This is a genomic window from Catenuloplanes sp. NPDC051500, from assembly GCF_044454585.1.
Classification (GTDB): Bacteria; Actinomycetota; Actinomycetes; order Mycobacteriales; family Micromonosporaceae; genus Catenuloplanes.
Genome location: NZ_JBITDX010000004.1, coordinates 19,097 through 40,848 on the forward strand (window position 1 = coordinate 19,097; position 21,752 = coordinate 40,848).

General features: G+C 69.1%; 18 protein-coding genes. 10 read left to right on the forward strand and 8 right to left on the reverse strand.

Annotation, left to right across the window (positions count from 1 at the left end):
• Positions 1-158: 158 nt before the first annotated feature.
• The 3 genes from ACIA8K_RS09380 to ACIA8K_RS09390 all read left to right on the forward strand — a co-directional run bounded on the left by ACIA8K_RS09380 (position 159) and on the right by ACIA8K_RS09390 (position 3,592).
• Positions 159-533 carry a DUF3499 domain-containing protein gene (locus ACIA8K_RS09380; RefSeq protein WP_396056763.1) on the forward strand — a complete coding sequence of 125 codons (375 nt, stop codon included), beginning with the start codon at positions 159-161 and terminating at the stop codon, positions 531-533.
• A gap of 227 nt (positions 534-760) precedes the next feature.
• Positions 761-2,935: a peptidase M6 immune inhibitor A gene (locus tag ACIA8K_RS09385; protein WP_396056765.1), complete on the forward strand. Its 2,175-nt coding sequence runs from the start codon at positions 761-763 to the stop codon at positions 2,933-2,935.
• A 75-nt stretch (positions 2,936-3,010) separates the two neighbouring features.
• On the forward strand, positions 3,011-3,592 hold the full coding sequence (locus tag ACIA8K_RS09390) for a Uma2 family endonuclease (RefSeq protein ID WP_396056767.1): 582 nt from the start codon (positions 3,011-3,013) through the stop codon (positions 3,590-3,592).
• Between the two features lie 24 nt (positions 3,593-3,616).
• On the opposite strand, the gene ACIA8K_RS09395 is transcribed toward ACIA8K_RS09390, so the two are convergent.
• Entirely contained in the window at positions 3,617-4,120 is a 504-nt protein-coding gene (locus ACIA8K_RS09395; RefSeq protein ID WP_396056769.1) for an Lrp/AsnC family transcriptional regulator, read from the reverse strand.
• A gap of 161 nt (positions 4,121-4,281) precedes the next feature.
• Here ACIA8K_RS09395 and ACIA8K_RS09400 point away from each other — a divergent pair, with 161 nt between their 5' ends.
• Genes ACIA8K_RS09400 through ACIA8K_RS09420 form a run of 5 tightly spaced genes read left to right on the forward strand, consistent with a single transcriptional unit; the run spans position 4,282 to position 9,689 of the window.
• Positions 4,282-5,508: a spermidine/putrescine ABC transporter substrate-binding protein gene (locus tag ACIA8K_RS09400; RefSeq protein WP_396056771.1), complete on the forward strand. Its 1,227-nt coding sequence runs from the start codon at positions 4,282-4,284 to the stop codon at positions 5,506-5,508.
• A gap of 20 nt (positions 5,509-5,528) precedes the next feature.
• The gene (locus ACIA8K_RS09405) at positions 5,529-6,653 is read left to right on the forward strand and encodes an ABC transporter ATP-binding protein (RefSeq protein ID WP_396056773.1); all 1,125 of its coding nucleotides are present in this window, start codon (positions 5,529-5,531) and stop codon (positions 6,651-6,653) included.
• Positions 6,650-7,546 carry an ABC transporter permease gene (locus tag ACIA8K_RS09410; protein WP_396056775.1) on the forward strand — a complete coding sequence of 299 codons (897 nt, stop codon included), beginning with the start codon at positions 6,650-6,652 and terminating at the stop codon, positions 7,544-7,546. Before ACIA8K_RS09405 ends, ACIA8K_RS09410 begins: the two co-directional genes overlap by 4 nt.
• Entirely contained in the window at positions 7,543-8,316 is a 774-nt protein-coding gene (locus ACIA8K_RS09415; RefSeq protein WP_396056777.1) for an ABC transporter permease, read from the forward strand. The genes ACIA8K_RS09410 and ACIA8K_RS09415 overlap by 4 nt, the downstream gene beginning before the upstream one ends.
• A complete protein-coding gene (locus tag ACIA8K_RS09420) occupies positions 8,313-9,689 on the forward strand; it encodes an NAD(P)/FAD-dependent oxidoreductase (RefSeq protein WP_396056779.1) in 1,377 nt (458 codons plus the stop codon). The genes ACIA8K_RS09415 and ACIA8K_RS09420 overlap by 4 nt, the downstream gene beginning before the upstream one ends.
• A gap of 2,262 nt (positions 9,690-11,951) precedes the next feature.
• On the opposite strand, the gene ACIA8K_RS09425 is transcribed toward ACIA8K_RS09420, so the two are convergent.
• The 5 genes from ACIA8K_RS09425 to ACIA8K_RS09445 all read right to left on the reverse strand — a co-directional run bounded on the left by ACIA8K_RS09425 (position 11,952) and on the right by ACIA8K_RS09445 (position 17,756).
• Entirely contained in the window at positions 11,952-13,490 is a 1,539-nt protein-coding gene (locus ACIA8K_RS09425) for a beta-N-acetylhexosaminidase (RefSeq protein WP_396056781.1), read from the reverse strand.
• 73 nt (positions 13,491-13,563) lie between these two features.
• The gene (locus ACIA8K_RS09430; protein WP_396056783.1) at positions 13,564-14,721 is read right to left on the reverse strand and encodes a carbohydrate-binding protein; all 1,158 of its coding nucleotides are present in this window, start codon (positions 14,719-14,721) and stop codon (positions 13,564-13,566) included.
• Positions 14,722-14,753: 32 nt separating this feature from the next.
• Complete coding sequence (locus ACIA8K_RS09435) at positions 14,754-15,566, reverse strand: carbohydrate ABC transporter permease (RefSeq protein WP_396056785.1); 813 nt, start codon at positions 15,564-15,566, stop codon at positions 14,754-14,756.
• Positions 15,563-16,495 carry a carbohydrate ABC transporter permease gene (locus tag ACIA8K_RS09440; protein WP_396056787.1) on the reverse strand — a complete coding sequence of 311 codons (933 nt, stop codon included), beginning with the start codon at positions 16,493-16,495 and terminating at the stop codon, positions 15,563-15,565. Before ACIA8K_RS09440 ends, ACIA8K_RS09435 begins: the two co-directional genes overlap by 4 nt.
• Before the next feature lie 7 nt (positions 16,496-16,502).
• Complete coding sequence (locus ACIA8K_RS09445) at positions 16,503-17,756, reverse strand: extracellular solute-binding protein (RefSeq protein WP_396056789.1); 1,254 nt, start codon at positions 17,754-17,756, stop codon at positions 16,503-16,505.
• A 173-nt stretch (positions 17,757-17,929) separates the two neighbouring features.
• On the opposite strand from ACIA8K_RS09445, the gene ACIA8K_RS09450 reads away from it, so the two are divergent.
• On the forward strand, positions 17,930-18,640 hold the full coding sequence (locus tag ACIA8K_RS09450) for a GntR family transcriptional regulator (protein ID WP_396056791.1): 711 nt from the start codon (positions 17,930-17,932) through the stop codon (positions 18,638-18,640).
• A gap of 12 nt (positions 18,641-18,652) precedes the next feature.
• On the opposite strand, the gene ACIA8K_RS09455 is transcribed toward ACIA8K_RS09450, so the two are convergent.
• Entirely contained in the window at positions 18,653-19,582 is a 930-nt protein-coding gene (locus tag ACIA8K_RS09455) for a glycoside hydrolase family 16 protein (protein WP_396056793.1), read from the reverse strand.
• A 163-nt stretch (positions 19,583-19,745) separates the two neighbouring features.
• Here ACIA8K_RS09455 and ACIA8K_RS09460 point away from each other — a divergent pair, with 163 nt between their 5' ends.
• Positions 19,746-20,342 carry a TetR family transcriptional regulator gene (locus ACIA8K_RS09460; protein WP_396056795.1) on the forward strand — a complete coding sequence of 199 codons (597 nt, stop codon included), beginning with the start codon at positions 19,746-19,748 and terminating at the stop codon, positions 20,340-20,342.
• A gap of 24 nt (positions 20,343-20,366) precedes the next feature.
• On the opposite strand, the gene ACIA8K_RS09465 is transcribed toward ACIA8K_RS09460, so the two are convergent.
• Positions 20,367-21,539 carry a monooxygenase gene (locus ACIA8K_RS09465; protein WP_396056797.1) on the reverse strand — a complete coding sequence of 391 codons (1,173 nt, stop codon included), beginning with the start codon at positions 21,537-21,539 and terminating at the stop codon, positions 20,367-20,369.
• Positions 21,540-21,752: the final 213 nt, after the last annotated feature.

Genomic DNA, 21,752 nt, shown 5'->3' on the forward strand with positions numbered 1-21,752 from the left:
CTCGGTCACGAACCCAGCGTAGACCCGCGGGAGCGGCGCGTGGTGTGCCCCCGGCGTGACCGTTTCCCGCGTGTCGCCGAATCGTGATCATCGTGCGGTCGGCGTGTCGCATTCGCGCGCGCGGGCGCCGAACGGGTAAGGGAGATACGGTTCTGCCCGTGAGGTCACCACGGCGTTGCTCCCGGAACGGCTGCCCCCGGCAGGCCGTCGCGACGCTGACCTATGTCTACACGGAGTCCACGGCCGTCGTCGGCCCGTTGTCCGCGTTCGCCGAGCCGCACACCTATGACCTGTGTGAGCCGCACGCGCGCAGTCTGACCGCGCCCCGGGGCTGGGAGCTGGTGCGGCACGAGGGCGAGTTCACGCCGCCGCCGCCGACCACCGACGATCTGCTCGCGCTTGCCGACGCGGTGCGCGAGGCGGCCCGCCCGGTGCAGCAGCGCCCGGAGGACTACGAGCAGAAGAAGGCGCCGGGACAGCCCGGGCCGCAGACCGGCAGGCGCGGACATCTCCGTGTCATCCCGCCGGCCTGATCTTCCCTTTTCCGGCAAAGAACCGCAGCTTAGGACGTACCCGCGGACGAGTTTGCCCTTTTTGGGATTTTGTTCGAATGGTGTTGGCCGGGATTTCCCTTGAAGCTTCCTGTGGGCGGGCCACTGTCGTGCCTTCGGCGTAAGGTCACGAACGGCCCGGCGATCGATGCATTTGCCAAGCTCAGATCGATGCCGGTCCGGACAAGAACCCCTCCGAAGGGAGCTTCATGGCACGCAGCCATGTCCGAGGAGCGGTGGCCGTTATAACGGCTCTGCCGCTTGTGGCCCTGCTTCCGGCGTCACCCGCGTCGGCCGAGCCCGGCGGGACGATTGCGCCCCAGGCCAGCGACATGCGTGAGCTGGACCAGGAGAAGGCCAAGAGCTTCACGCTCGACCTCCCGCCGTCCGCGAACCGGAAGAGTGCGCCCGCCGTCGCGGCGGCCGCCACCCCACCGGTCGGCACGGTGCGCACCTGGCTCGCGCTCGACGACACCCAGGGTTATTACCTCAAGGAGTTCACGCTTCGCGGCGTGGGCGACAAGATCGAGGTCTGGGTCGCGAACGACACGACCTTCCCCGCGGGTGACTGCCGTAACCCCACCGGCGCGACGGTCGTGACTGACGCGCAGGTCAACGGCCTGGTCACCGAGTTCGACACCAACATGTTCCCGAAGGAGACCGCGGCGTTCAGCACGCCGCCGGACCGTGACGGGTCCGCCGCCGGGCTTGCGGGCTTCGACTTCACGGGTGACGGCGACAAGACCGTCACGCTCGTCGACAACGTCCGGGACGACAACTACTACGACTTCCCGGCCGCCAGCACCTACATCGCCGGCTTCTTCTCGTCGGCGATCAACAACTACACCGACCGCAACGTGATGACGATCGACGCGTTCGACTGGGCGCACCGCACCGGTGCCAACCCGGCCAACGAGCCGACCGCCGACCCCTGCACCAGCCGCCCGGCGCGGCCGCGGGCCTACGAGGGCACGTTCGCGCACGAGTGGCAGCACCTGCTGCTGTCCTATGTCGACCAGAACGAGTCGACCTGGGTCAACGAGGGCCTGTCCGACTACGCGCAATACCTGGTGGGCTACTCGAACACGGCCGCCACCGTGTACGAGAAGGGCCAGGACGGTCACCTGGTCTGCTTCCAGGGCTTCGGCCCGGTGAAGACCGACTACAACGCGAACCCGCGTGACTGCGGCGGCCCGGAGAACTCGCTCAACCTCTGGGACGAGAGCAGCAACCCGGCCGCGGTGCTCGCCGACTACGGCAACGCCTACGAGTTCATGCAGTTCCTGCACGACCGGTTCGGTGCGGACTTCCTGACCGCGCTGCACCGCGACGCGAGCCTGCAGGGCATCGCCAGCGTGGCCGCGCTTGCGAAGAAGGAAGGCGTCAAGGACGTCTACCAGCTCATCCACGACTACCAGTCGATGGTGCTGCTGGACAAGATCGTCGGTGGCCGGTTCGGCGTCTCGCTCGGCGTCCCGAAGAGCCGGGTCACAAGCGCCAGCCTCAACTCCACGGTCAACCTCGCCAACCCGGCGTCGTACGCCACCCCCGGCGCGGCTCCGAACGGCGCGGACTACGTGCTGCTCCAGGACCGCAACGGCAAGGCGCTGAAGGGTAAGGATCTTCGCTCGGTGCAGTTCACCGGCGCGAAGACGCTGCCCACCCAGCCGCTCGCGTGGACTGTCGTCAGCAACGACCCGGACCGGGCCGGCAACCCGGTGCTGTTCTCCGGCAACGAGAACAACACCGACGCCGCTGCCGTGTTCAAGGCCGCGGTGCCGGCCGGCTCCCCGACGCTCAACTTCCTCGCGAAGTACGGCGCCGAGGCCGACTACGACTACGGCTACGTGTCCGTGTCCACCGACGGCGGCAAGACGTACACGCCGATCGCCGGGGACAAGACCGTCGCCGGTCCGCTCGGCCCGGGCCTGAACGGCACGACGGCGGGCTTCGAGCCGCACAGCTACAACCTGTCGGCGTACGCCGGGCAGAACGTGCTGATCAGCATCCGGTACGTCTCCGACGGCGGTGTCAACGAGGGTGGCCTGCTCGTCGACGACATCACGCTCGGCGGCACCACGATCAGCGACGGTTCCAGCCTCGCCCCGTTCGACTCGCCGTCCGAGGTCTCCCCGACCCCTGTCGACAGCTGGAACGTCAAGCTGATCGGCATCGACGAGGCGCACGGGATCAGCTGGCAGTTCGAGTACGACGGCAAGAACAGCCTGAAGCTCGGACAGCTCTCCCTGCTCCTGCTCACCGCCTTCCCGAAGGTGGTGGCGGTCGTCGCCTACGACGAGCCCACCGAGCAGGTCCAGCAGTACGCGCCGTACTCGCTCACCGTGAACGGAGCCGTCCAGCCGGGCGGCGCGCCGCTCTCGTAAAGCGACCCCGAGGCCCCCGGACCCCTTCGTGGTCCGGGGGCCTCACCGTGTGCGGCGCGCGCGTACGATCAGGGCATGAGCGCTGACGCTATCGGCAAGTCCATGCCGCCGGTCGTGACGCTCGACCATTTGGCCGAGATGAATGCCGCAGACGAACATGGTCACCGGTATGAGACCAGCCCTGAGGGGGTTCTGTCTGTCATGCCGCCGGCCGATTCCGCACACGCGGTCATAGCGAGCCGCTTGTTCGCCTGGTTTCTTCTTGCGGGCTGGCCCGCAGAGCAGATCCTCCAGGTGGCAGGCATCCGCATCGCCGGGCAGGGGCGTGACGGCGGCCGGATTCCGGACATCAGTGTGTGGGAGACGTCGCCTCCGGATGGGGTGTGGCTGCTTCCGGCGGGATTGCTGCTGGCGATCGAGATCGTCTCGCCGGGTTCCGAGGCGATGGACGAGGTCATCAAGCGCAAGGAATACGCGTCCGTCGGCATCGAGCACTACTGGGTGGTCTCCCGCGACGCCGCGCAGACGGTGAGGCTCTACGGTCTGAGTTCGGCCAAGGTCTATGAAGAACTGGCGCGGGTGCCGCTGGCCTGGCTCCTTCAGACCAAGCCTGAGGACCACCTCGGTAAGCACGAGGATCACCACCTCGGCGCCTGACCGAGTTCCAGCGGTGATCGGCGATTAGGCCGTGCCCCAGGAGTACGTCTGCTTCCGTAGTTTGAGGTAGACGAACGCCTCGGTGGACAGGACGCCCTCCACCGACCGGATCCGCTGGAGGATCTCGAGCAGATGGTCGTCGTTGCGGCAGACCACCTCCGCGAGGATCTCGAAGGATCCGGCGGTGATGACGACGTAGGTGCACTCGTCGAGTTCGGCTATGCGGTCGGCGATCGTCTGAAGGTCGCCTGTGGTACGGACGCCGAGCATCGCCTGGCGGTGGAAGCCGACCTGCAGCGGGTCGGTGACGGCCACGATCTGCATGACGCCGGCGTCGAGAAGCCGCTGCACACGCTGCCGGACCGCGGCCTCGGACAGCCCGACCGCCTTGCCGATCGCGGCATAGGGGCGGCGCCCGTCCTGCTGCAGCTGTTCGATGATCTGCAGGCCCACCTCGTCAAGCAATGGGTGGCCCGCGTCACGAATGGTGAGTCGCCGGCCGTTGCCAGCCGTTGCGCTCTGGGCCATGCGCAGCCTCCCTCGTCACCGATACGCCGATGAGTGTGCGGTATTTCGTCGCGCAACGACAGTTTGACGACGGATTCCCTGGTCAGAGTTCATCTCATAGATGAAACGGGTTCGTTTAATCTGATCCCGCCCCCTGGCCGGCCTTCACTCGAGGAGCTTCATTGCGTAAGACACCCCGCACACCGATGTCACCGGAGGCGTCCGCGGTCATCGCCGCCCTCCCGCTCTCCCGGCGCACGCTGATGCGGGGCACGCTCGCCTCGTCCGCGCTTGTCGCGGCCGGTGGCGCCCTGGCAGCCTGCGGTACCGAGGGGCAGACGCAGACCGCGGAGACCTGCGTGAGCGAGGATCTCTCCGGCGCCGAGAAGACGCTCGCGTTCTCGAACTGGCCGCTCTACATCGACGTCGACGAGGCCGATGAGTCGAAGCGGCCCACGTTGGACGCGTTCATCGCGAAGAGCGGCATCGCGGTGACCTACACCGAGGACATCAACGACAACAACGAGTTCTTCGGCAAGGTGCAGAACCAGCTCGCCGCGTGCCAGCCGACGGACCGCGACCTGATCGTGCTCACCGACTGGATGGCCGCGCGGCTGATCCGGCTCGGCTGGCTGCAGAAGCTTGACCGGGCCAAGATGCCGGCGGTGGAGAAGAACCTGCTCCCGTCGCTGCGGAACCGGGCCTTCGACCCGGCGGGCGAGTACTCGGTGCCGTGGCAGGCCGGGCTCACCGGCATCGCCTACAACGGAGATGTGACAGGCGAGATCCGTACCGTTGACGAGCTGTTGACCCGCCCTGACCTGAAGGGGAAGGTCACCGCGCTCTCCGAGATGCGGGACACGATCGGGTTGCTGCTCCAGTCGAACGGGCACGACCCGTCGAACTTCACTGCCGCGCAGTTCGACGACGCGCTCGCCAAGCTGGAGAAGGCGGTCACCTCCGGGCAGATCCGCCGGTTCACCGGCAACGACTACGCGACCGAGCTGGCCGGCGGCGACATCGCGGCCTGCATGGCGTGGTCCGGCGACATCTTCCAGCTCTCCGCCGACAATGAGAAGGTGCGGTTCGTCGTGCCGGAGTCGGGCGTGATCCTGTTCTCCGACGATCTGCAGGTGCCGAACAAGGCGGCCCACAAGGGGAACGCCGAGGCGCTTATCGACTACTACTACGACCCGGCGGTGGCGGCCGAGGTCGCGGCCTACGTGAACTACATCTGCCCGGTCGAGGGCGCGCGGGCCGAGGCGGAGAAGATCGACCCGGAGCTGGCGGCGAACCCGCTTGTCTTCCCGGACGAGACCGTCACGTCGAAGGCCAAGGGCTTCATGGCGCTCGACGAGGCGACCGAGAAGGCGTACGAGCAGAAGTTCCGGGCCGTCGTCGGCGCCTGATTCGTGAAGAGAGAGCAAGGATGAGCGGCGATCTGCGCCTGACGAACGTGACCAAGAGCTTCGGGCCGTTCACCGCGGTGGACGACCTGACGCTCACCGTGCCGCAGGGCGCGTTCTTCGCACTGCTCGGCGCGTCGGGCTGCGGCAAGACCACCACGCTGCGGATGGTGGCCGGCCTTGAGGAGCCCACCGCCGGGCAGGTCACGCTCGGCGGCACGGACATCACCCGGCTGCGGCCGTACCAGCGGCCGGTCAACACCGTGTTCCAGAGCTACGCGCTCTTCCCGCACCTGAGCATCGCCGAGAACATCGCGTTCGGCCTGCGGCGCAAGGGCGTCAAGAACGTCACGCCGCAGGTCGAGCAGATGCTGTCGCTTGTGCAGCTGGACGGGTTCGGCCGACGCCGCCCGAGCCAGCTCTCCGGCGGACAGCAGCAGCGTGTGGCGCTGGCCCGCGCGCTTGTCAACCACCCGCAGGTGCTGCTGCTCGACGAGCCGCTCGGCGCGCTCGACCTGAAGCTGCGCCGGCAGATGCAGATCGAGCTCAAGCGCATCCAGACCGAGGTCGGCATCACGTTCGTGCACGTCACGCACGACCAGGAGGAGGCCATGACGATGGCCGACACGGTCGCGGTGATGAACGCCGGGCGGATCGAGCAGCTCGGCGCGCCGGCCGAGATCTACGAGTTCCCGGCGACGCCGTTCGTGGCGAACTTCCTCGGCCAGTCCAACCTGCTCGCCGGGACCGGCGGTGCCGCGCGGAGCGGCGACGATCTGCTGATCACGGCGCACGGGGCGCGGTTCACCGTGCCGGCCGCGCGGTCACACGCCACCGGCGACGAAATCTATCTGGGGGTACGCCCGGAGAAGATGCGCCTGCTCACCGGCGACGATCCGGTCCCGTCCGGCTTTCAGCACGTCACCGGCACGGTCACCGACTCGTCCTACGTCGGCGTCAGCACGCAGTATCTAGTGCGGACGGCCTGGGACACCGAGCTGACGGTCTTCGTACCGAACACCGGCCTCGGCGGCCTGCTCCAGCCCGGCGTGAGCGTCTGCGTGGCCTGGAACCCGGCGCACGCGTTCCTGCTCGACCGGGCGCACGACGCCGGCGACTCGACGCACGCGCTCGCGGACGTCGCATGAGCAGCGCGGCGCTCAGGCCGAAGGCGCCACCACCCCTGCCACGGTACGGCCGGCGCCGGCTGCTGCCGTACCTCCTGCTGCTGCCCGCGGGTCTGTGGTTGGTGCTCTTCTTCGCCGTGCCGCTGATCCAGCTCGGCGCGACAAGCCTCTACGACCCGTCCGGCTCGCTGAGCACCGGTTATGCGATGACGTGGTCGTTCGGCAACTACCCGGAGGCGCTCGACGTCTACCGGTGGCACTTCCTGCGCTCGTTCGGCTACGCGGCCGTGGCCACCGTGGTCTGCCTGCTGATCGGCTACCCGCTTGCCTACGCGATCGCGCACCGGGCCGGCCGCTGGAAGAACCTGATGCTTGTCGGCGTGATCGCGCCGTTCTTCACCAGCTTCCTGGTGCGCACGCTGGCCTGGAAGACGATCCTGTCCGACCACGGCGCGCTTGTCGAGGCGCTGCGCGCGGTGCACCTGCTTGGCGCGGACGGCAGGCTGCTGGCCACCCCGACCGCCGTGATCATGGGCCTGGTGTACAACTTCCTGCCGTTCATGGTGCTGCCGCTCTACGCGAACCTGGAACGGCTCGACCTGCGCGTGCTGGAGGCCGCCGGTGACCTCTACGCCGGCCCGGCGAGTACGTTCTGGAAGGTCACGCTGCCGCTGACCATGCCCGGCGTGGTGGCCGGCACGCTGCTCACCTTCATCCCGGCAACAGGCGACTACATCAACGCGGAGCTGCTCGGCACGCCCCGGCAGTACATGATCGGCAACGTGATCGACTCCGCGTTCCTGGTCCGGCTGGACTATCCGCAGGCGGCCGCGCTCTCCTTCATCCTGATGGCCGCGGTGCTGGCGATCGTGTTCGTCTACGTGCGCCGCTCCGGCACGGAGGAGGTGCTGTGAGGCGCAACTGGGTGCTCGTGGCCGGGCTGCTGGTCCTGCTCTACCTGATGCTGCCGATCGCCGTGGTGGCCGGGCTGTCCTTCAACGAGCCGAGCAGCCGCCTCTCGTACGACTTCCACAGGTTCACCCTGGAGAACTGGGCGAACCCGTGCGGCCCCGGCGACATGTGCGACGCGGTCGGCCGGAGCATCGAGATCGCGCTGCTGGCCACGCTGATCGCCACAGTGCTCGGCACGCTGATGGCGTTCGCGCTGGCCCGGCACCGCTTCCACGGCCGGTCCGCGACCAACCTGCTGATCTTCCTGCCGATGGCCACGCCCGAGGTGGTGATGGGCTCGTCGCTGCTGGCGCTCTTCGTGGCCGGCGGTGTGTCGCTCGGCTTCTGGACCGTGGTCATCGCGCACGTGATGTTCTGCGTGTCGTTCGTCGTGGTGACAGTGAAGGCGCGGCTGGCCGGCATGGACCCGCGCCTTGAGGAGGCCGCGATGGATCTTTACGCGGGCGAGTGGCAGACGTTCCGCCGGATCACGCTGCCGCTTGTCGCACCCGGAATCGTCGCGGCCGCGCTGCTGTCGTTCTCGCTGTCCTTCGACGACTTCATCATCACGAACTTCAACTCCGGCACCACGGTCACCTTCCCGATGTACGTGTGGGGCGCGGCTCAGCGCGGCATCCCGCCGCAGGTGAACGTGATCGGCACGGCCATGTTCGGCATCGCGGTGCTCGCCGTGCTGGGCGGCGAACTCGTCAACAGGCGCCGGGCCTCATGAAGGCGCTGCGGGACGCCGCTCCGGTCCCGTACTGGCTGGATCGCCCGGAACGGCCCGACGCGCTGCCACCGCTCTCCGGCGCCCGGGACGCGGACCTGGCGATCGTCGGCGGCGGCTACGCCGGGCTGTGGGCCGCGCTGCTCGCCAAGCAGCAGGATCCCGCGCGTGACGTGGTCGTGCTTGAGGCGGGGACCTGCGGGTGGGCCGCGTCCGGCCGCAACGGCGGCTTCTGCGCGACAAGCCTCACCGGCGGGCTCGCCAACGGCCACCGGCGCTTCCCGGCCGAGCTTGCCCGGCTGGAGCAGCTCGGCGCCGAGAACCTGGACGGGATCGAGGCGGCTGTGGCGAGGTACGGCATCGACTGCGACTTCACCCGCTCCGGTGAGCTGAAGGTGGCGACCGAGCCGTACCAGGTGACGCAGCTGGCCGAGAGCGCGGTGCTTGCCATGGCGTACGGCCGGACCGTCCGCCTGCTCGACTCCGCCGCCGTGCGCGCCGAGGTCGACTCGCCGACCTACCTCTACGCCGCCTGGGACCGCCGTGGCACCGCGCTCGTCGACCCGGCCAGACTCGCCTGGGGCCTGCGCCGCGCCGCCCTCGGCCAGGGCGTCCGGATCTTCGAGCACACCCGCGTCACCGGCCTGTCCGACGAGGGCCTCACCGTGCACCTGACCACCGCGCACGGCCGCGTCCGCGCCCCGAAGGCGGTCCTGGCCACGAACGCGTTCCCGCCGCTGCTGCGCCGCCTCCGGCACTTCGTCGCGCCGGTCTACGACTACGCGCTGATGACCGAGCCGCTCTCCGTCGCGCAGCTCGCGTCCGTCGGCTGGAAAAAGCGCCAGGGCATCTCCAACCTGGGCAACCGCTTCCACTACTACCGGATCACCGCGGACCGGCGCATCCTCTTCGGCGGCTACGACCAGATCTACCACGCCGGCGGCCGGATGGCGCCCGCGCTGGCCCAGCGCCCCGCGTCGTTCGAGACGCTGGCCCGCCACTTCTTCCACACGTTTCCGCAGCTCGACGGCGTCCGCTTCAGCCACAAGTGGGGCGGCGCCGTCGACGCCAGCACACGCTTCTTCGCGTTCCACGGCACCGCCTACAGCGGCAAGGTCGCCTACGCCGCGGGCTTCACCGGCCTCGGCGTGTCCGCCACCCGCTTCGCCGCGCGGGTCAGCCTCGATCTACTCTCCGGCCGCCGCACCGAACTTGCGGATCTCGCCACCGTCCGCCGCAGGCCCATGCCGTTCCCGCCGGAACCGGCCCGCACGCTCGGCATCGCCCTGTCCCGCCGCTCCCGCGCCCGCGCCGATGAGGCTGAGGGCCACCCGGACCTGTGGCTGCGCACGATGCGCCGGTTCGGGATGGGCTGAAGGGTGCTCGGCGTGGGCTTCCGGCAGTTGTCCGCGGGTCCGGCTATCGTCTCGGTGGCGGCTGAGGCGGTCGTGAAACCGGCGCCGAGGCCGGGATCTGACAGGTGCTCCTGACCCCTCGGGCTGCTGCGGTGCGCGAGTGTCCATGCCGGACGTGCGCAGTGAGCGGGGTCATCGCGGCGCTTGCGTCGGCGTTCGCCGCCCATTCACCGCCGCCGAGCGAGACCGAATGCGACATATCGCCGATATAGCATGGCGTGGGCGTGCCTCCAAGGAGGCCAAGATTTGCGTGTCTGATGAACCTTAGGACGACCGGCATCAGACAGGCCCACCAATCGTTCTCCGCGTTCTCCGCGTCTCCGCGTCTCCGCGTCTCGCGTCTCGCGTCTCGCGTCTCGCGTCTCGCGTCTCGCGCCTCCGCGACGTGGTCGGCTGCGGAGGCAACGGGCACATCATGCTCGAAATATGGCTATAAAGAGGTTGGTTCATCGAGCGCTGGATAGCCTTGCCCGGCGACCAGCTTTAGGGCCTTGTTCGAGTGCTCCAGCCGACTTGCTAGATCCTGGCGGCCTTTCCGGGCCGTCATGAGGGCAGGCGGAGATGCATGGACCTTGGAAGTGCCGCGCGTGGGCGGCATCGCCTTTGAGCGAAAATGTCGGGCGGGAGCACCGAGCGACAACCGCGCCGGCGGAGGTATCGCCGGGCTCGAAGTCGCAGGCGGGAGCCCCTTGCGAGCGACTGGCTGCAGACCCATCGGGGCTTGGCAACGCACCACGACTTCCGGTGGACGCCGGGCTCCTTTGTCATGAAAAGTCGGGCACGGGGTGCCCGATCCGCTTCGCAGTCGATACGGGCGTAGTGACGATCAGCGAGCCGGACCACTGTCGGTCGCGCTGGGGACCTCGGGTCGGCGACCCGACGCCGGGCGATACTCCCATCGGGCAAACAGGACGAAGTACGCCGTCGCACGCCTTAAGGATCATTCAGTGGTACGAAAAGCATGGTCATCGACGAAGTTGACCTATCTTTCGTACCACTGAATGATCCTTAAGGCCGCGGCGAGATCGGGAGCGGTCCGGAATCCGCGAGAGCTCGCGGATGAATCTTGCTCGCCAGTTCGCGCCGGTTGATTAATTCGCTACGGGGGATCATCCGCTGGCCCGATGGCGGGCCGGCTCGGACCGGGTGATCCCGCCGCGATCGGTGCTGCTTGCGAGGTCGGGCTGCGGTAACGCGGGACGGGTGGCGGCTACGTCGTGAAATTCGGGTGCTGAGGGCGACCGGCAATAGGCGGGTGGTGGGGTACGGGCACTTCGTGCCCGAAATATCGCGATAAAGGTAGCGAACTCGTGGTGCAGTGGCAGCGCCGCCGCCCTGCCTCATGGTCTGTTGCCGGGCGCCCTCCGCAGGGCGCCCGGCAACAGACCGCACGGCAACGTCGGCATGCGGCATAGACGCTGGCATGCGGCATGGACGCTGGCGTGCGGCGTGGACGCTGGCGTGCGGCGTGGACGCTGGCGTGCGGCGTGGATGCTGGCGTGCGGCGTGGATGCCGGCGTGCGGCGTGGATGCTGGCGTGCGGCGTGGATGCCGGCGTCCGGCGTGCGGCGTGGATGCCGGCGTCCGGCGTGCGGCGTGGATGCCGGCGTGCGGCGTGGGCGCTGGCGTGCGGCGTGGGCGCTGGCGTGCGGCGTGGGCGCTGGCAGCTGGCGTGGATGCTGGCATGCGGCGTGGATGCTGGCATGCGGCGTGGACGCCGGTATCCGGCATGGACGCCGGGCACGTGATCGCGCTTGGAATTGCGTGCCTGGCGTTCGTCGCGTCGGTCAAGGTTCCCGCTGGGCGGTGGTCGCGCCGCATACCGCTGGGGGCGTGGTCGCGCGAGGGCTCGCCGCGCGACATCATGGCCAAGCGCGGTCTGGATCGGCTGGTGGCTTCGGTGCGGGTCTTTGTGGCAGCTCGGGGCGCAGTCGTGTCGGCCGGTCGCTGTTGAGGCGTTGGTGGCGTTGTATAACCGGGCGGGTTCAGGGCTGACAGGCTTGCTGCTTCGGTGCGGGTTCTTGTCGCCGTTCAGGCCGCGGCCGCGTCGTTCACAGCCGAGTGGACGAGCCGCGTCCTCCGGCTCGGCGATCGACCGGCGCTCCAGGAGCAGGTCCCAGTGCGTGCGCGGCGGGCACCCGCGTACGGCAGGCGCCCGACCGACACGAACGCCTGCTGTCAGGACCCGCGGAGCCGGTGCTGCCACCGCGCGATCCCCGCCGCTCAGTCGAGGGGGCGGTAGGTGAGGCCGGCGGCGTCGAAGCGGCGGACGTGGGTGGCCAGCCGGGTGTGGAAGGTGGCGGCGTCGGAGCGGGCGCCCCAGGCGACCTCGGCGACCGCTGCCAGGCGGGGGAGCAGGTGGTACTCCGCTCCGGCCGGGGTGGGGAGGTACTCCGACCACAGGTTGGCCTGCACGCCGATCACCCGGGACGGCAGGTCCTGGGGGAGGCCGGCGGGCTCGGGGCGGTAGGCGTACACGTGGTCAAGCGTGGTGGGACCGTGCCCGTCGGCATAGCCGCTGCGGATGGAGAGCGGCTCGCCCGGCGCGTCCGAGGCCGGGTAGTCCAGGTACAGGTGCTCGTGCGGGGTGGCGACCACGTCGTGTCCGTCGCGTAGGCCCTCGGCGATCCGGTCGTGCCCGCGCCAGGCCATCACGATCGCGTCCGCGGGCGCGCCCTGGCCGACCAGCTCGTCCCAGAGGACCGGGCGGCGGCCGTGCGCGGTGACGTGCGCCGCGGCCTGACGGAGCCACCAGCCGAGCAGGTCGCCGGCGTCGGCCAGGCCCTCGGTGGCAATCCGGCGGGCGGCGGCCGGGGAGGCGCGCCACTCGTCCAGCGGGACCTCGTCGCCGCCCAGGTGGATCCACGGGCTCGGGAAGACGTCCATCAGCTCGTCCAGCACGTCCTTGACGAACGCGACTGTCTCGTCCGCGACGTTGAGCACCCGGGGGCTGACGCCGAACCGGGTCCACACCTCGGGCGGGTTCGCCGGGTCGTTGCCGAGCCGGGGGTACGCCGCGATCGCCGCCTGCATGTGGCCGGGCAGATCGATCTCCGGGACGATCGTGACGCCGCGCCGCGCCGCGTAGGCGACGAGATCACGCAGCTCGTCTTGGGTGTAGAAGCCGCCGTGCGGGGTGTCGTCACTCGCGTTGTCCGTCTCGTGCCCGGCCGGCGACGACCGCCGGAACGCGCCGATCTCGGTCAGTCGCGGATGCTTGCGTACCTCGAACCGCCAGCCCTGGTCCTCGGTGAGGTGCAGGTGCAGCACGTTCATCCGGTGCATCGCCAGCAGGTCGACGACCGTGCGCAGCCAGGCGACCGGCTTGTACCAGCGGCCCACGTCCAGCAGCAGGCCGCGCCACGGGTACCGCGGTGTGTCCACGATGGAGACCGGGGTGACGGTCCAGGCCGCGGCGACCGGGCCCGGTGCGAACGCCTCGACCGGCAGCAGTTGGCGGAGCGCCTGCACGGCCCAGCGGAGCCCGGCGTCCCCGGTCGCCACAGCAGTCACGCCGGTGCGCGCCACGTCAAGTCGATAGCCCTCCGCGCCCAGGTCGGCCGCGCCCGGGTCGACGAGCAGCGCGATCGTGTTCGCCCCGGCGCCTGCCGCGTCCGGCAGCGGCAGACCGGTGACCGGCGTGAGCAGCTCGCGGAGCAGCGCGGCGACCTCCGGCGCGTCTGGCGCGTGGATCGCGGTCGCCGGCGTGAGCGCGAACGACCCGGAACTGTCCGAGATCGAGACGGGACGGGGGATCAGCATGAGGTCCTCACTCCAGACTGTATGGCGCCGCCCTCTCCATGGTGACGGAGAGAGCGGCGCGCGAAACAGGGAATCAGCAGGTGCCGAGGTCGCGCCACTGCGCGGTGAGACCGGGCTCGGAGCCCTGCGTCCACCAGTTCGCCTGCCACAGGTGGCCGTTGTGGGTGGCGCGGTCACCGCCCAGGTAGACGGTGCCCCACGCCCACGGGCTCGCACCCGCACAAGAGGCCGGCGGCTGCGTCGTCGGCGGCTGCGTGGCCGGGGGAGTGGTGGAGGGCGAGCAGCCGCCCCCGGTGGTGAGCGTGTCCTGGTGGACAGTGCCGGCGCTGCGGTACGCCGTGGTCCGCGAGCTCAGGTCCGCAGGCGAGACGGACTCGTTCTTCGCGTAGTAGACCCAGTCCACGTGCTCCTGGTACGTCGCCCGCCCGCCGTTGTGCGCCGCCAGGTCGATGAACCACAGGTTGAAGTTGATCGACATCGCCGCACGCGGGTAGACGGTCCAGGACGCGTCCTTCTCGGACACCGTGTGGTCGCCGACCTGTACGCCGTCGATGAAGTACTTCACGTGCCCGCCCGCGACCTGGCCGACCACCGTGTGCCAGCCGGCCAGGCTTCCGGTCTGCTGGGAGTGCGCGTTGTACGGGTCCCAGGGATCTTCCTTGTACCCGTTCCAGCTGGTCTGATAGTTGATCGAGCCGGTGACGCCCCAGCCGCCGTTCGGGAGGTACTCGGAGAAGTCCAGCTCGGAGTAGAGCGGGTCGTAGTCGTACCGCTGCGCCGGCCCGATCGCGAAGAACGTCTCGTTGATGTGGTCGCCGTCCGGCCCGCTCACCGGCGCGTCCGAGAACTTTATTCGCGCCGCGTAGGTGCCCTCGAAGAACCGCAGCTGGTTCTGCAGGAACTCGGCGTGCGTGGTGCCGGCCGCGGTGCCGTCGGTGGACGCCTGCAGCTGCGCCACCTTCTGACCGTCCACTGTCGGGAACGTGATGTTCGCTGCGGACCAGGACGCGCCGGGCACGCCGGGGCCGCCGGCGTTGCTGCGGGCGGTCCAGCCGTGCCCGGTGAACGCGGCGTCGGCGGAGGAGGCGTAGTTGAAGTCGTCGAACAGCACGCCACACGGCCCGGCGGCGGTTTCCGCGGAGGCGTTGGTCGTGACGAGCAGACCACCGGCCGCCGTCACAAGTGCGGCAGCGGCGAGCGCTCCCGTACGTACCCTCGATGCGGTTTTCATTGTTTTTTGCTCCTTTGGGGGGTGAGAAGGAGTCAGCCCTTGACCGCGCCGGCGCTCATGCCTGCGACAGCCCGGCGTTGAACCAGAAGGAAGAAGACGACGACCGGGAGCGTGAACAGGAACGCGACGGCCATCTGCGGGCCGTAGTCGACGTCGTCGCGGCCGATGAACGACTGGATGTAGATCGGCAGCGGATAGTTCGAGGGATCGTTGATCAGCACATAGGCGTAGGTGAACTCGGTCCAGGCCGTGATGAACGAGAAGATCGAGGTGGCCAGCAGGCCGGGCGCGACCAGCGGGAACAGCACCCGCCAGAACGTCTGCCAGCGGCTCGCGCCGTCGACGGCCGCGGCCTCCTCCAGGTCGAACGGGATCGACGCGACGAAGCCGCGAAGCATCCAGGCCGTGAACGGGACCGTGAAGGACAGGTAGACGAGCATCAGGCCGCCGAGCTGCCCGAGCAGGTGGGTCTCGCGAAGCGTCAGGTAGAACGGGATGAACAGCGCCTCGCCCGGGATCATCTGCACCACGATCAGCGCCAGCACGAACCCGGTCCGGCCGCGGAACGTGAAGCGGGCCAGCGCGACCGCGGCCAGCAACGCGACAAGCGTCCCGGTCGTCACCACTGTCACGGTGACGGTGAGCGAGGCACGCAGCGCGGCCCAGAACCCGGCGTCGCCGAGAACCCGACCGAAATGACCGAATTCAAGCGGCCACGGTACGAATCGGGGCGGGTAACTGACGATGTCTCGATCAGGCTTGAACGCGGTCGACGCCATCCAGTAGACCGGGAAGACGAACAGTGCGGCGAGCAGCACGCACGCGGTGTTGATCAGCGCTTTCACCGCGCCTCCTGCCGCATGGTGCGGATGTAGAACCAGGAGAGGCCGACCAGCATGATCGTCATCAGGACCGCGATCGTGGACGCGACGCCGAACTGCGAGCTGACGATGCCCTTCTGATAGATGTAGACGCCCAACATCACGGTGCCCTGGTACGGCCCGCCCTTGGTGGTCAGCCAGACCTGCGGGAAGACCTTGGTGTCCCAGATGACGGAGAGCACGGTGAGGATCGCGTAGATCGGCCGCAGCAGCGGGAAGGTGATCTGCCGGAAGATCCGGATCGCGCCCGCGCCGTCCACCCGCGCGGCCTCGCCCAGCTCCGGCGGCACGGTGAGCAGCCCGGCGTAGACGGAGAGCGCCGCGAACGGCACCGCACCCCACACCACGATCGACACCAGTACCGCGAACGCGGACCACTGATCGCCCAGCCAGGAGCGGTGCCGGCAGTCGCACAGGCCGGACTCGGTGAGCAGCCAGTTCACCACGCCGAACTCGGCGTCGAAGAGCCACTTGAAGATGACGGCGCCGATCAGCACCGGCGTGGCCCAGGCGATCACCATGCCGACCGAGAGCGTCACCCGCGCCCACTGACTGGCGTGCTGGAGCAGCAGCGCACAGCCGGTGGCGATGACCAGGGTCAGGGCCACACACACTGCGGCGAATCCGAGGGTACGGGGAAGCACTGTCCAGAACACCTGATCGCTGAGGACGGCCCGGTAGTTGTCCAGGCCGACCCAGACCGTGCGGCGGGTGATCAGATCGCCGAGGTTCCCACGCTGGAAACTGAGCGCGACCATTCGCCCGACCGGGTAGAGCAGCGTCGCGAAGACGACGACTGTGGCGGGGGCAAGCAGAAGGTAGGGCGTTACCACCCGTTTTTTCGTGACCTGGGCGGGCGGGGAGACCGCCGGCCGGGCGATGGTCGTGGTCATGGCCGGGTCAGGCCGCGTTCAGCATCTGGTTGATCTGATCGTCGGCCTTCTTCGTGGCCTCGGCCACCGTGGCGTCACCTGCGGCGATCGACTGCAGCATGTCCATCAGCACCTGCGCGTTGTCCACGTCGGACCACTTGACCGAGGTCGGCGTGAACCAGCTCCGCGCGGCCGCGTCCATCTGGATCTTCGTGATGCCGGTGACCGCGCCGGACAGGCTCGTCGAGTTCGGCAGCAGGCCGCCCTGCGCGATCAACGTCTGATACTTCGTGCCGGTCATCAGCCTGATCCAGTCGTAGGCCAGATCCTGGTGCCGGCTCGCGGCCGCGGACGCGAGGTTGGAGCCGCCGAGGAAGACGGGCATCGGCCCGGACGTGCCCGGCACCGGGAACGCGGCCAGCTGGTCCGCAAGCTCCGGGTGCTCCTTGCCGATCGAGCCGACCATCCACGCCTGGCCGATGATCATGCCGGCGGTGCCCTGGGCTAGCACGTCCGGCAGGTTCGTCTCGTCCACGTCGGCAGGCGCCTTGGAGACCGCCTTGACCAGGTCGGCCCAATTGGTCAACCCGGCCTGTGCCTGCGGCGTGGAGAGCGCGCCGGACCACCTGTCACCGTTCCGCGTGGCGATCACGCCGCCGGTGTCGTAGAGGAACGGGAGCGCGGCGTACTGGTAGCGGCCGGGGAAGTAGAGACCGGAGAAATCGCCGCCGTTGGCCTGCTGGAGCTTCTCGCCCGCGGCCCTCAGCTCGGGCAGCGTGGCCGGCTCCGCGGACAGTCCCGCCTTCTGCCACAGGTCCTTGCGGTAGATGACCACGCGGTCGCCGCCGTAGTACGGAACGCCGTAGAGCTTGTCCTCGTAGCTGCCGGCCTCGGTCAGCCCCTGCAGCCACGTCGCCCGGTTCTCGAACTCGCGGCCGGTCAGATCGGTCAGCCCGCCGGAGGCCGCGTACGCAAGCACGTCCGTGTTGCCCATCTCCAGCACGTCCGGCGGGGTGTCGCTGGCCAGCGCGGTCTTCCACTTCACGTCGCGTCCGTCCCACTCGAGGATCTGGACGGAGACGGTGACGCCCGGGTGCGCGTTCCTGAACTCGGTGTCGACCTGCTGGAGCACCGCGTCCGGCGCGGAGTCCTTCATCAGCCAGACGTTGAGGGTGACCGGGCCGTCCTCGGCCTCGCCTCCGCCACAGGCAGCGGTGGTGCCGAGCGTGAGGACGGCGAGCGCGGCGCCGAGCGCACGGCGGCGGGTCAGGGCATTTATCACGATGTGCTCCCCTGGGGGTGAGGGTTTCTCGCGTTGGGGAGTAACGCTGGTCTAACCACTGGTTAAAGTCAAGACTCCTTACAGAGATATAGGGATCACTTAGCGTTTGATTTGCCCGGTTTAGCGCTTACCAGTGGTAAGAAATGGGTGTGCGTCTTGGTATAGTGCCGATCATGAAACGGGCCGAAGTCCGGGAACTGCTCCGGGAGCTGATCGACGGCAGCCGGCCCGGCGAGATGATGCCGTCCGAGCGGAACCTCAGCGAACAGTTCGGCGTCTCCCGCCCCACGCTGCGGGCCGCCATCGAGGACCTGGCCAGGGACGGGCTGCTGGTGCGCAGCCACGGGCGCGGCACGTTCACCACGCCGCGGAAGATCTCGCAGGAACTCGCACCGGCCACCGCCGGGAACTTCAACGTGCCGCCCGCGGAGGGCGACTGGCGCAGCGCGGTCATCGACTTCCGGGTCGAGCCCGCGGGCGCGCGCCTCGGCCGCCGGATGGAGCTGTCACCCAGCTCGGAACTGTTCTACATCCAGCGGGTACGGGTGGTGGACGGCGCACCGATGGCGATCGAACGGATCAGGATCCCGGCCGTGCTGGTCCCCGGCCTGGAACCGGCCGACGTCGAGTCCGGGTCGCTCTACCAGCTGCTGCGCATGCGGTTCGAGGTCATCGTGTCAGGTGCGGTGCAGACCACCGAGCCCACGGTCACGGACGCGCTCGAGTCGCAGCTGCTCGGCGTACCGCTGCACGCCCCGGCCCTGCTCTTCGAGCGGACCACCCGGGACACGTCCGGCCGGGTGGTCGAGTTCGCGCGGTCCATCTACCGCGGCGACAGGTACCGGATCACCACGCACCTCAGCTTCGGCCACGATGCGGGGTGATCCGGCCGCTGGTCAGCAGGGGCCGAGCGTGTCCTCGTGCGCGGTGCCTGCGGAACGGTACGCGGCGGTGCGGGCCTCCAGGTCGGCAGGCGTGACCGCCTCCTCGTCCGCGTAGTAGACCCAGTCGATCTGCTCCTGGTACGTCGCGCGGTCGCCGCGGTGCCCGGCCGTGTCGATGAACCACAGGTTGAAGTTGATCGCCATCTCCGCGCGCGGCGAAACCGGCCGCGAGCCGTCCTTCTCGTCCACCGTGTGCTCGGCGACCTGCACGCCGTCCACGAAGTAGACCACCCGCCCGTCCACGGCCTGGCCCACGATTGTGTGCCACCCGGCCAGGCTGCCGTCCTGCGCGGTGCTCGCGTTGTACGGGTCCCAGGGGTCTTCCTTGAACCCGTTGTAGCTGGTCACGTAGTTGGTCGGGCCGTCCGTGCCCCAGCCGCCGTTCGGCAGGTACTCGGTGAAGTCAAGCTCGGAGTAGAGCGGGTCGTAGTCGAACCGCTGGGCCGGGCCGATCGCGAAGAACGTCTGGTTGACGTGGTCGCCGTCCGGGCCGCTGACCGGCGTGTCGGACAGCTTGATCCTCGCCGCGTAGGTGCCCTCGAAGAAGCGCCGGTCGTCCTGGAAGAACTCGGCCTGACTGGTGCCGGCCGCGCTGCCGTCGGTGGACCCCTGCAGTTGGGCGACGCGCTCACCGTCCACATCGGTGAACGAGACGTTCGCCGCTGACCAGGTGGCGCCCGGTATGCCGGGTCCGCCCGCGTAGTTTCGGGTGCGCCAGCCATTGCCGGTGAACGCGGCGTCCGCCGTCGAGGCGTAGCGGAAGTCGTCGAAGAAGGCGCCGCAGCTCGCGGTGTCGGCCGGCGCGGTGTCGGCAAGCGCGTTCCCGGTGACGACCAGGCCGCCGGTTGCGGTGAGCGCGGCCGCCGCAGCGAGCGCTCCCACACGTACCCGCGAAGATCGTGAATTCTTGAGGGGGATTCGCATCTGGGGAACGCTTGTCGATGCGTTCACCGCAGTCAAGATTCTTTAGAGTCTCCTAAGAATGGTTTAGGGTGATTTGTGATAAGCGACTCTGATGTGCCACGCCCCACTACCCTCGGATTTCGTGACTGACGAGAACGCTCGGCGGGTCCGCGGCAGCTACCGCAAGGGCGTGGCGAAACGCGCCGAGATCCTGCGGCGAGCCGTCGTGGTCTTCGCCGACTCGGGCTACCGCGGCGGCTCGCTCAAGGAGATCGCGGACGGCGTCGGGCTCACCCAGGCCGGGCTGCTCCACCACTTCTCCTCAAAGGAACAGCTGCTCGCCGAGGTGCTCGACGAGCGGGACAGCGCTGACCTGGAACGGCTCGGCGACGCCCAGGGCTGGGCGTTCATCCAGTCCGTCACCGACCAGGTCCGGCACAACACCACGGTCCCCGGCCTGGTCCGGCTCTACGCCACCCTCTCCGGTGAGGCCGTCGCCGAGGACCATCCCGCGCACGGCTTCTTCACCGGCCGGTACCGCCGCATCCGCGGGCTGATGGCCGGCGCACTGCGCACGGCCCAAGCCGACGGCGACGTGGCGGCCGGCGTCGACGTGGAGACCGCGGCGGTGTCACTTATCGCGCTGATGGACGGGCTGCAGATCCAGTGGCTGCTCGACCGCGACACCGTCGACATGCCGGGCGCCCTCGACGACTTCCTCGGCCGGCTCCGCGCCTGACCACGTGACGGTGCTGACGGCCGGTCAGCGGTCGGCCGCCGCGGTCACGACAAGGATGCCGAGGCACATCTCGTCGCTCGTGCCCTCGCCCCACACGACGTACCGTGGCGGCAGTTTCTGCAGGGCGGGCAGCTGCCGCCGCAGTGCGGCGTCGTGCGTGCAGGTCACCGTGATCGTGTCGCCCGCCGTGATGTCGACCGGCGCGGGCAGCGGGCGGATCGCCTGATCGTCGAAGTTGTAGGACGGGATGTCCAGCAGCTTCTTCGCCCGCGGCGTGCCCGCGTTCAGTTCCACAGTGATCGCGCGCCCCAGCAGGTGCATGTGACCTGCCACCGCGTGGACGGTCATCGGCCGCTTGACCGGCCGCACGCAACTCTGCGTCGGGCCGCTCGCCGGCGCCTTGCCGTCGTTGCAGCCCTCGTTCAGGTGCACCACCGTCTCGCCGGCCTGCGCGCCGAACCGCTTCGTCACGTCCGCGATCGCGGCGGCCCGGTCGCAGAGCGGGCCGGACTCGCCGGACGCGCACGGCAACTCGACAGGCGCGGTAAGCAGCGCGGTGTTCAGCGGCGTCAGGCTCCTGCCGGACAGCCGCAGCCGGATGCCGGACTGATCAGTGCCGCCGGAGGCGCCGTCCGCCGCAAGCAGGTTGTAGTGGATCTGCATCACCAGGCGGCTGCCCGGCGGCATCGGATAGCCGAGCGTGTCGTCGAGCAGCACCTCGTTCGCACCAGGCGCCCAGTGGGCCACCCAGGCCGCGTCACCGACACCCGCATCGCCGAAGCAGCGCCAGCCGTCGCCCTCCTCGGACGCGTCCAGCTGCTCCGCGGCCGCGACGTCCGCCGGCTCCATCCGGAAGAAGATCGCGTGGTGGACCATGTCGTGGTTCTGCGGCGCGAACTGGCTGCCGGTCAGGAACGCGGCCTCGGTGAGACCCGGATCGACCATGAAGCAGCGGTACTCGTCGGTCGCGCCGTCCGGCGCCTTCGGGGTGTACGGGCGCGACATGGTGAGCTCCTGGAACCGCTCGCCGTCGCGGAGTGGGACGGGCGGTGGCGGCGACTGGTACTCGTGGCCGCCGTGCGCGGGTGAGGCGGTCGTCTCCGCGCCGCCGCCGGCGGTGTTCTGCGCGGTGGCACAGGCGGTGGTGAGCAGGAGCGTGGTGAGCACGATGCTGGTGATCTTGGTGCGGTGTAGCACTGGGAGGTGCCTCCGTCCGCGTTGCGTTGGGTCTCCTGACACTGTCAGAGCGTGACCGTCGGTTCATCCGGGTTCACCCCGAAGAACCCCGGATAAGCCTGATTGTGGACGATCGGAGTGGCGTTTTCGGCCTTTCGTGTTGTGGTTCCCTGTCCTGAAGCCGGGCGGCAGCTTTGTGGACGGGCGTGTCGAGGCACTGGGTTGATTGCCGGG

Coding starts and splice junctions, on each gene's coding strand:
- ACIA8K_RS09390 (WP_396056767.1), top strand. CDS start 3,011: ATGAGCGCTGACGCTATCGGCAAGTCCATGCCGCCGGTCGTGACGCTC.
- ACIA8K_RS09410 (WP_396056775.1), top strand. CDS start 6,650: ATGAGCAGCGCGGCGCTCAGGCCGAAGGCGCCACCACCCCTGCCACGG.
- ACIA8K_RS09405 (WP_396056773.1), top strand. CDS start 5,529: ATGAGCGGCGATCTGCGCCTGACGAACGTGACCAAGAGCTTCGGGCCG.
- ACIA8K_RS09430 (WP_396056783.1), bottom strand. CDS start 14,721: ATGAAAACCGCATCGAGGGTACGTACGGGAGCGCTCGCCGCTGCCGCA.
- ACIA8K_RS09385 (WP_396056765.1), top strand. CDS start 761: ATGGCACGCAGCCATGTCCGAGGAGCGGTGGCCGTTATAACGGCTCTG.
- ACIA8K_RS09440 (WP_396056787.1), bottom strand. CDS start 16,495: ATGACCACGACCATCGCCCGGCCGGCGGTCTCCCCGCCCGCCCAGGTC.
- ACIA8K_RS09395 (WP_396056769.1), bottom strand. CDS start 4,120: ATGGCCCAGAGCGCAACGGCTGGCAACGGCCGGCGACTCACCATTCGT.
- ACIA8K_RS09425 (WP_396056781.1), bottom strand. CDS start 13,490: ATGCTGATCCCCCGTCCCGTCTCGATCTCGGACAGTTCCGGGTCGTTC.
- ACIA8K_RS09450 (WP_396056791.1), top strand. CDS start 17,930: ATGAAACGGGCCGAAGTCCGGGAACTGCTCCGGGAGCTGATCGACGGC.
- ACIA8K_RS09420 (WP_396056779.1), top strand. CDS start 8,313: ATGAAGGCGCTGCGGGACGCCGCTCCGGTCCCGTACTGGCTGGATCGC.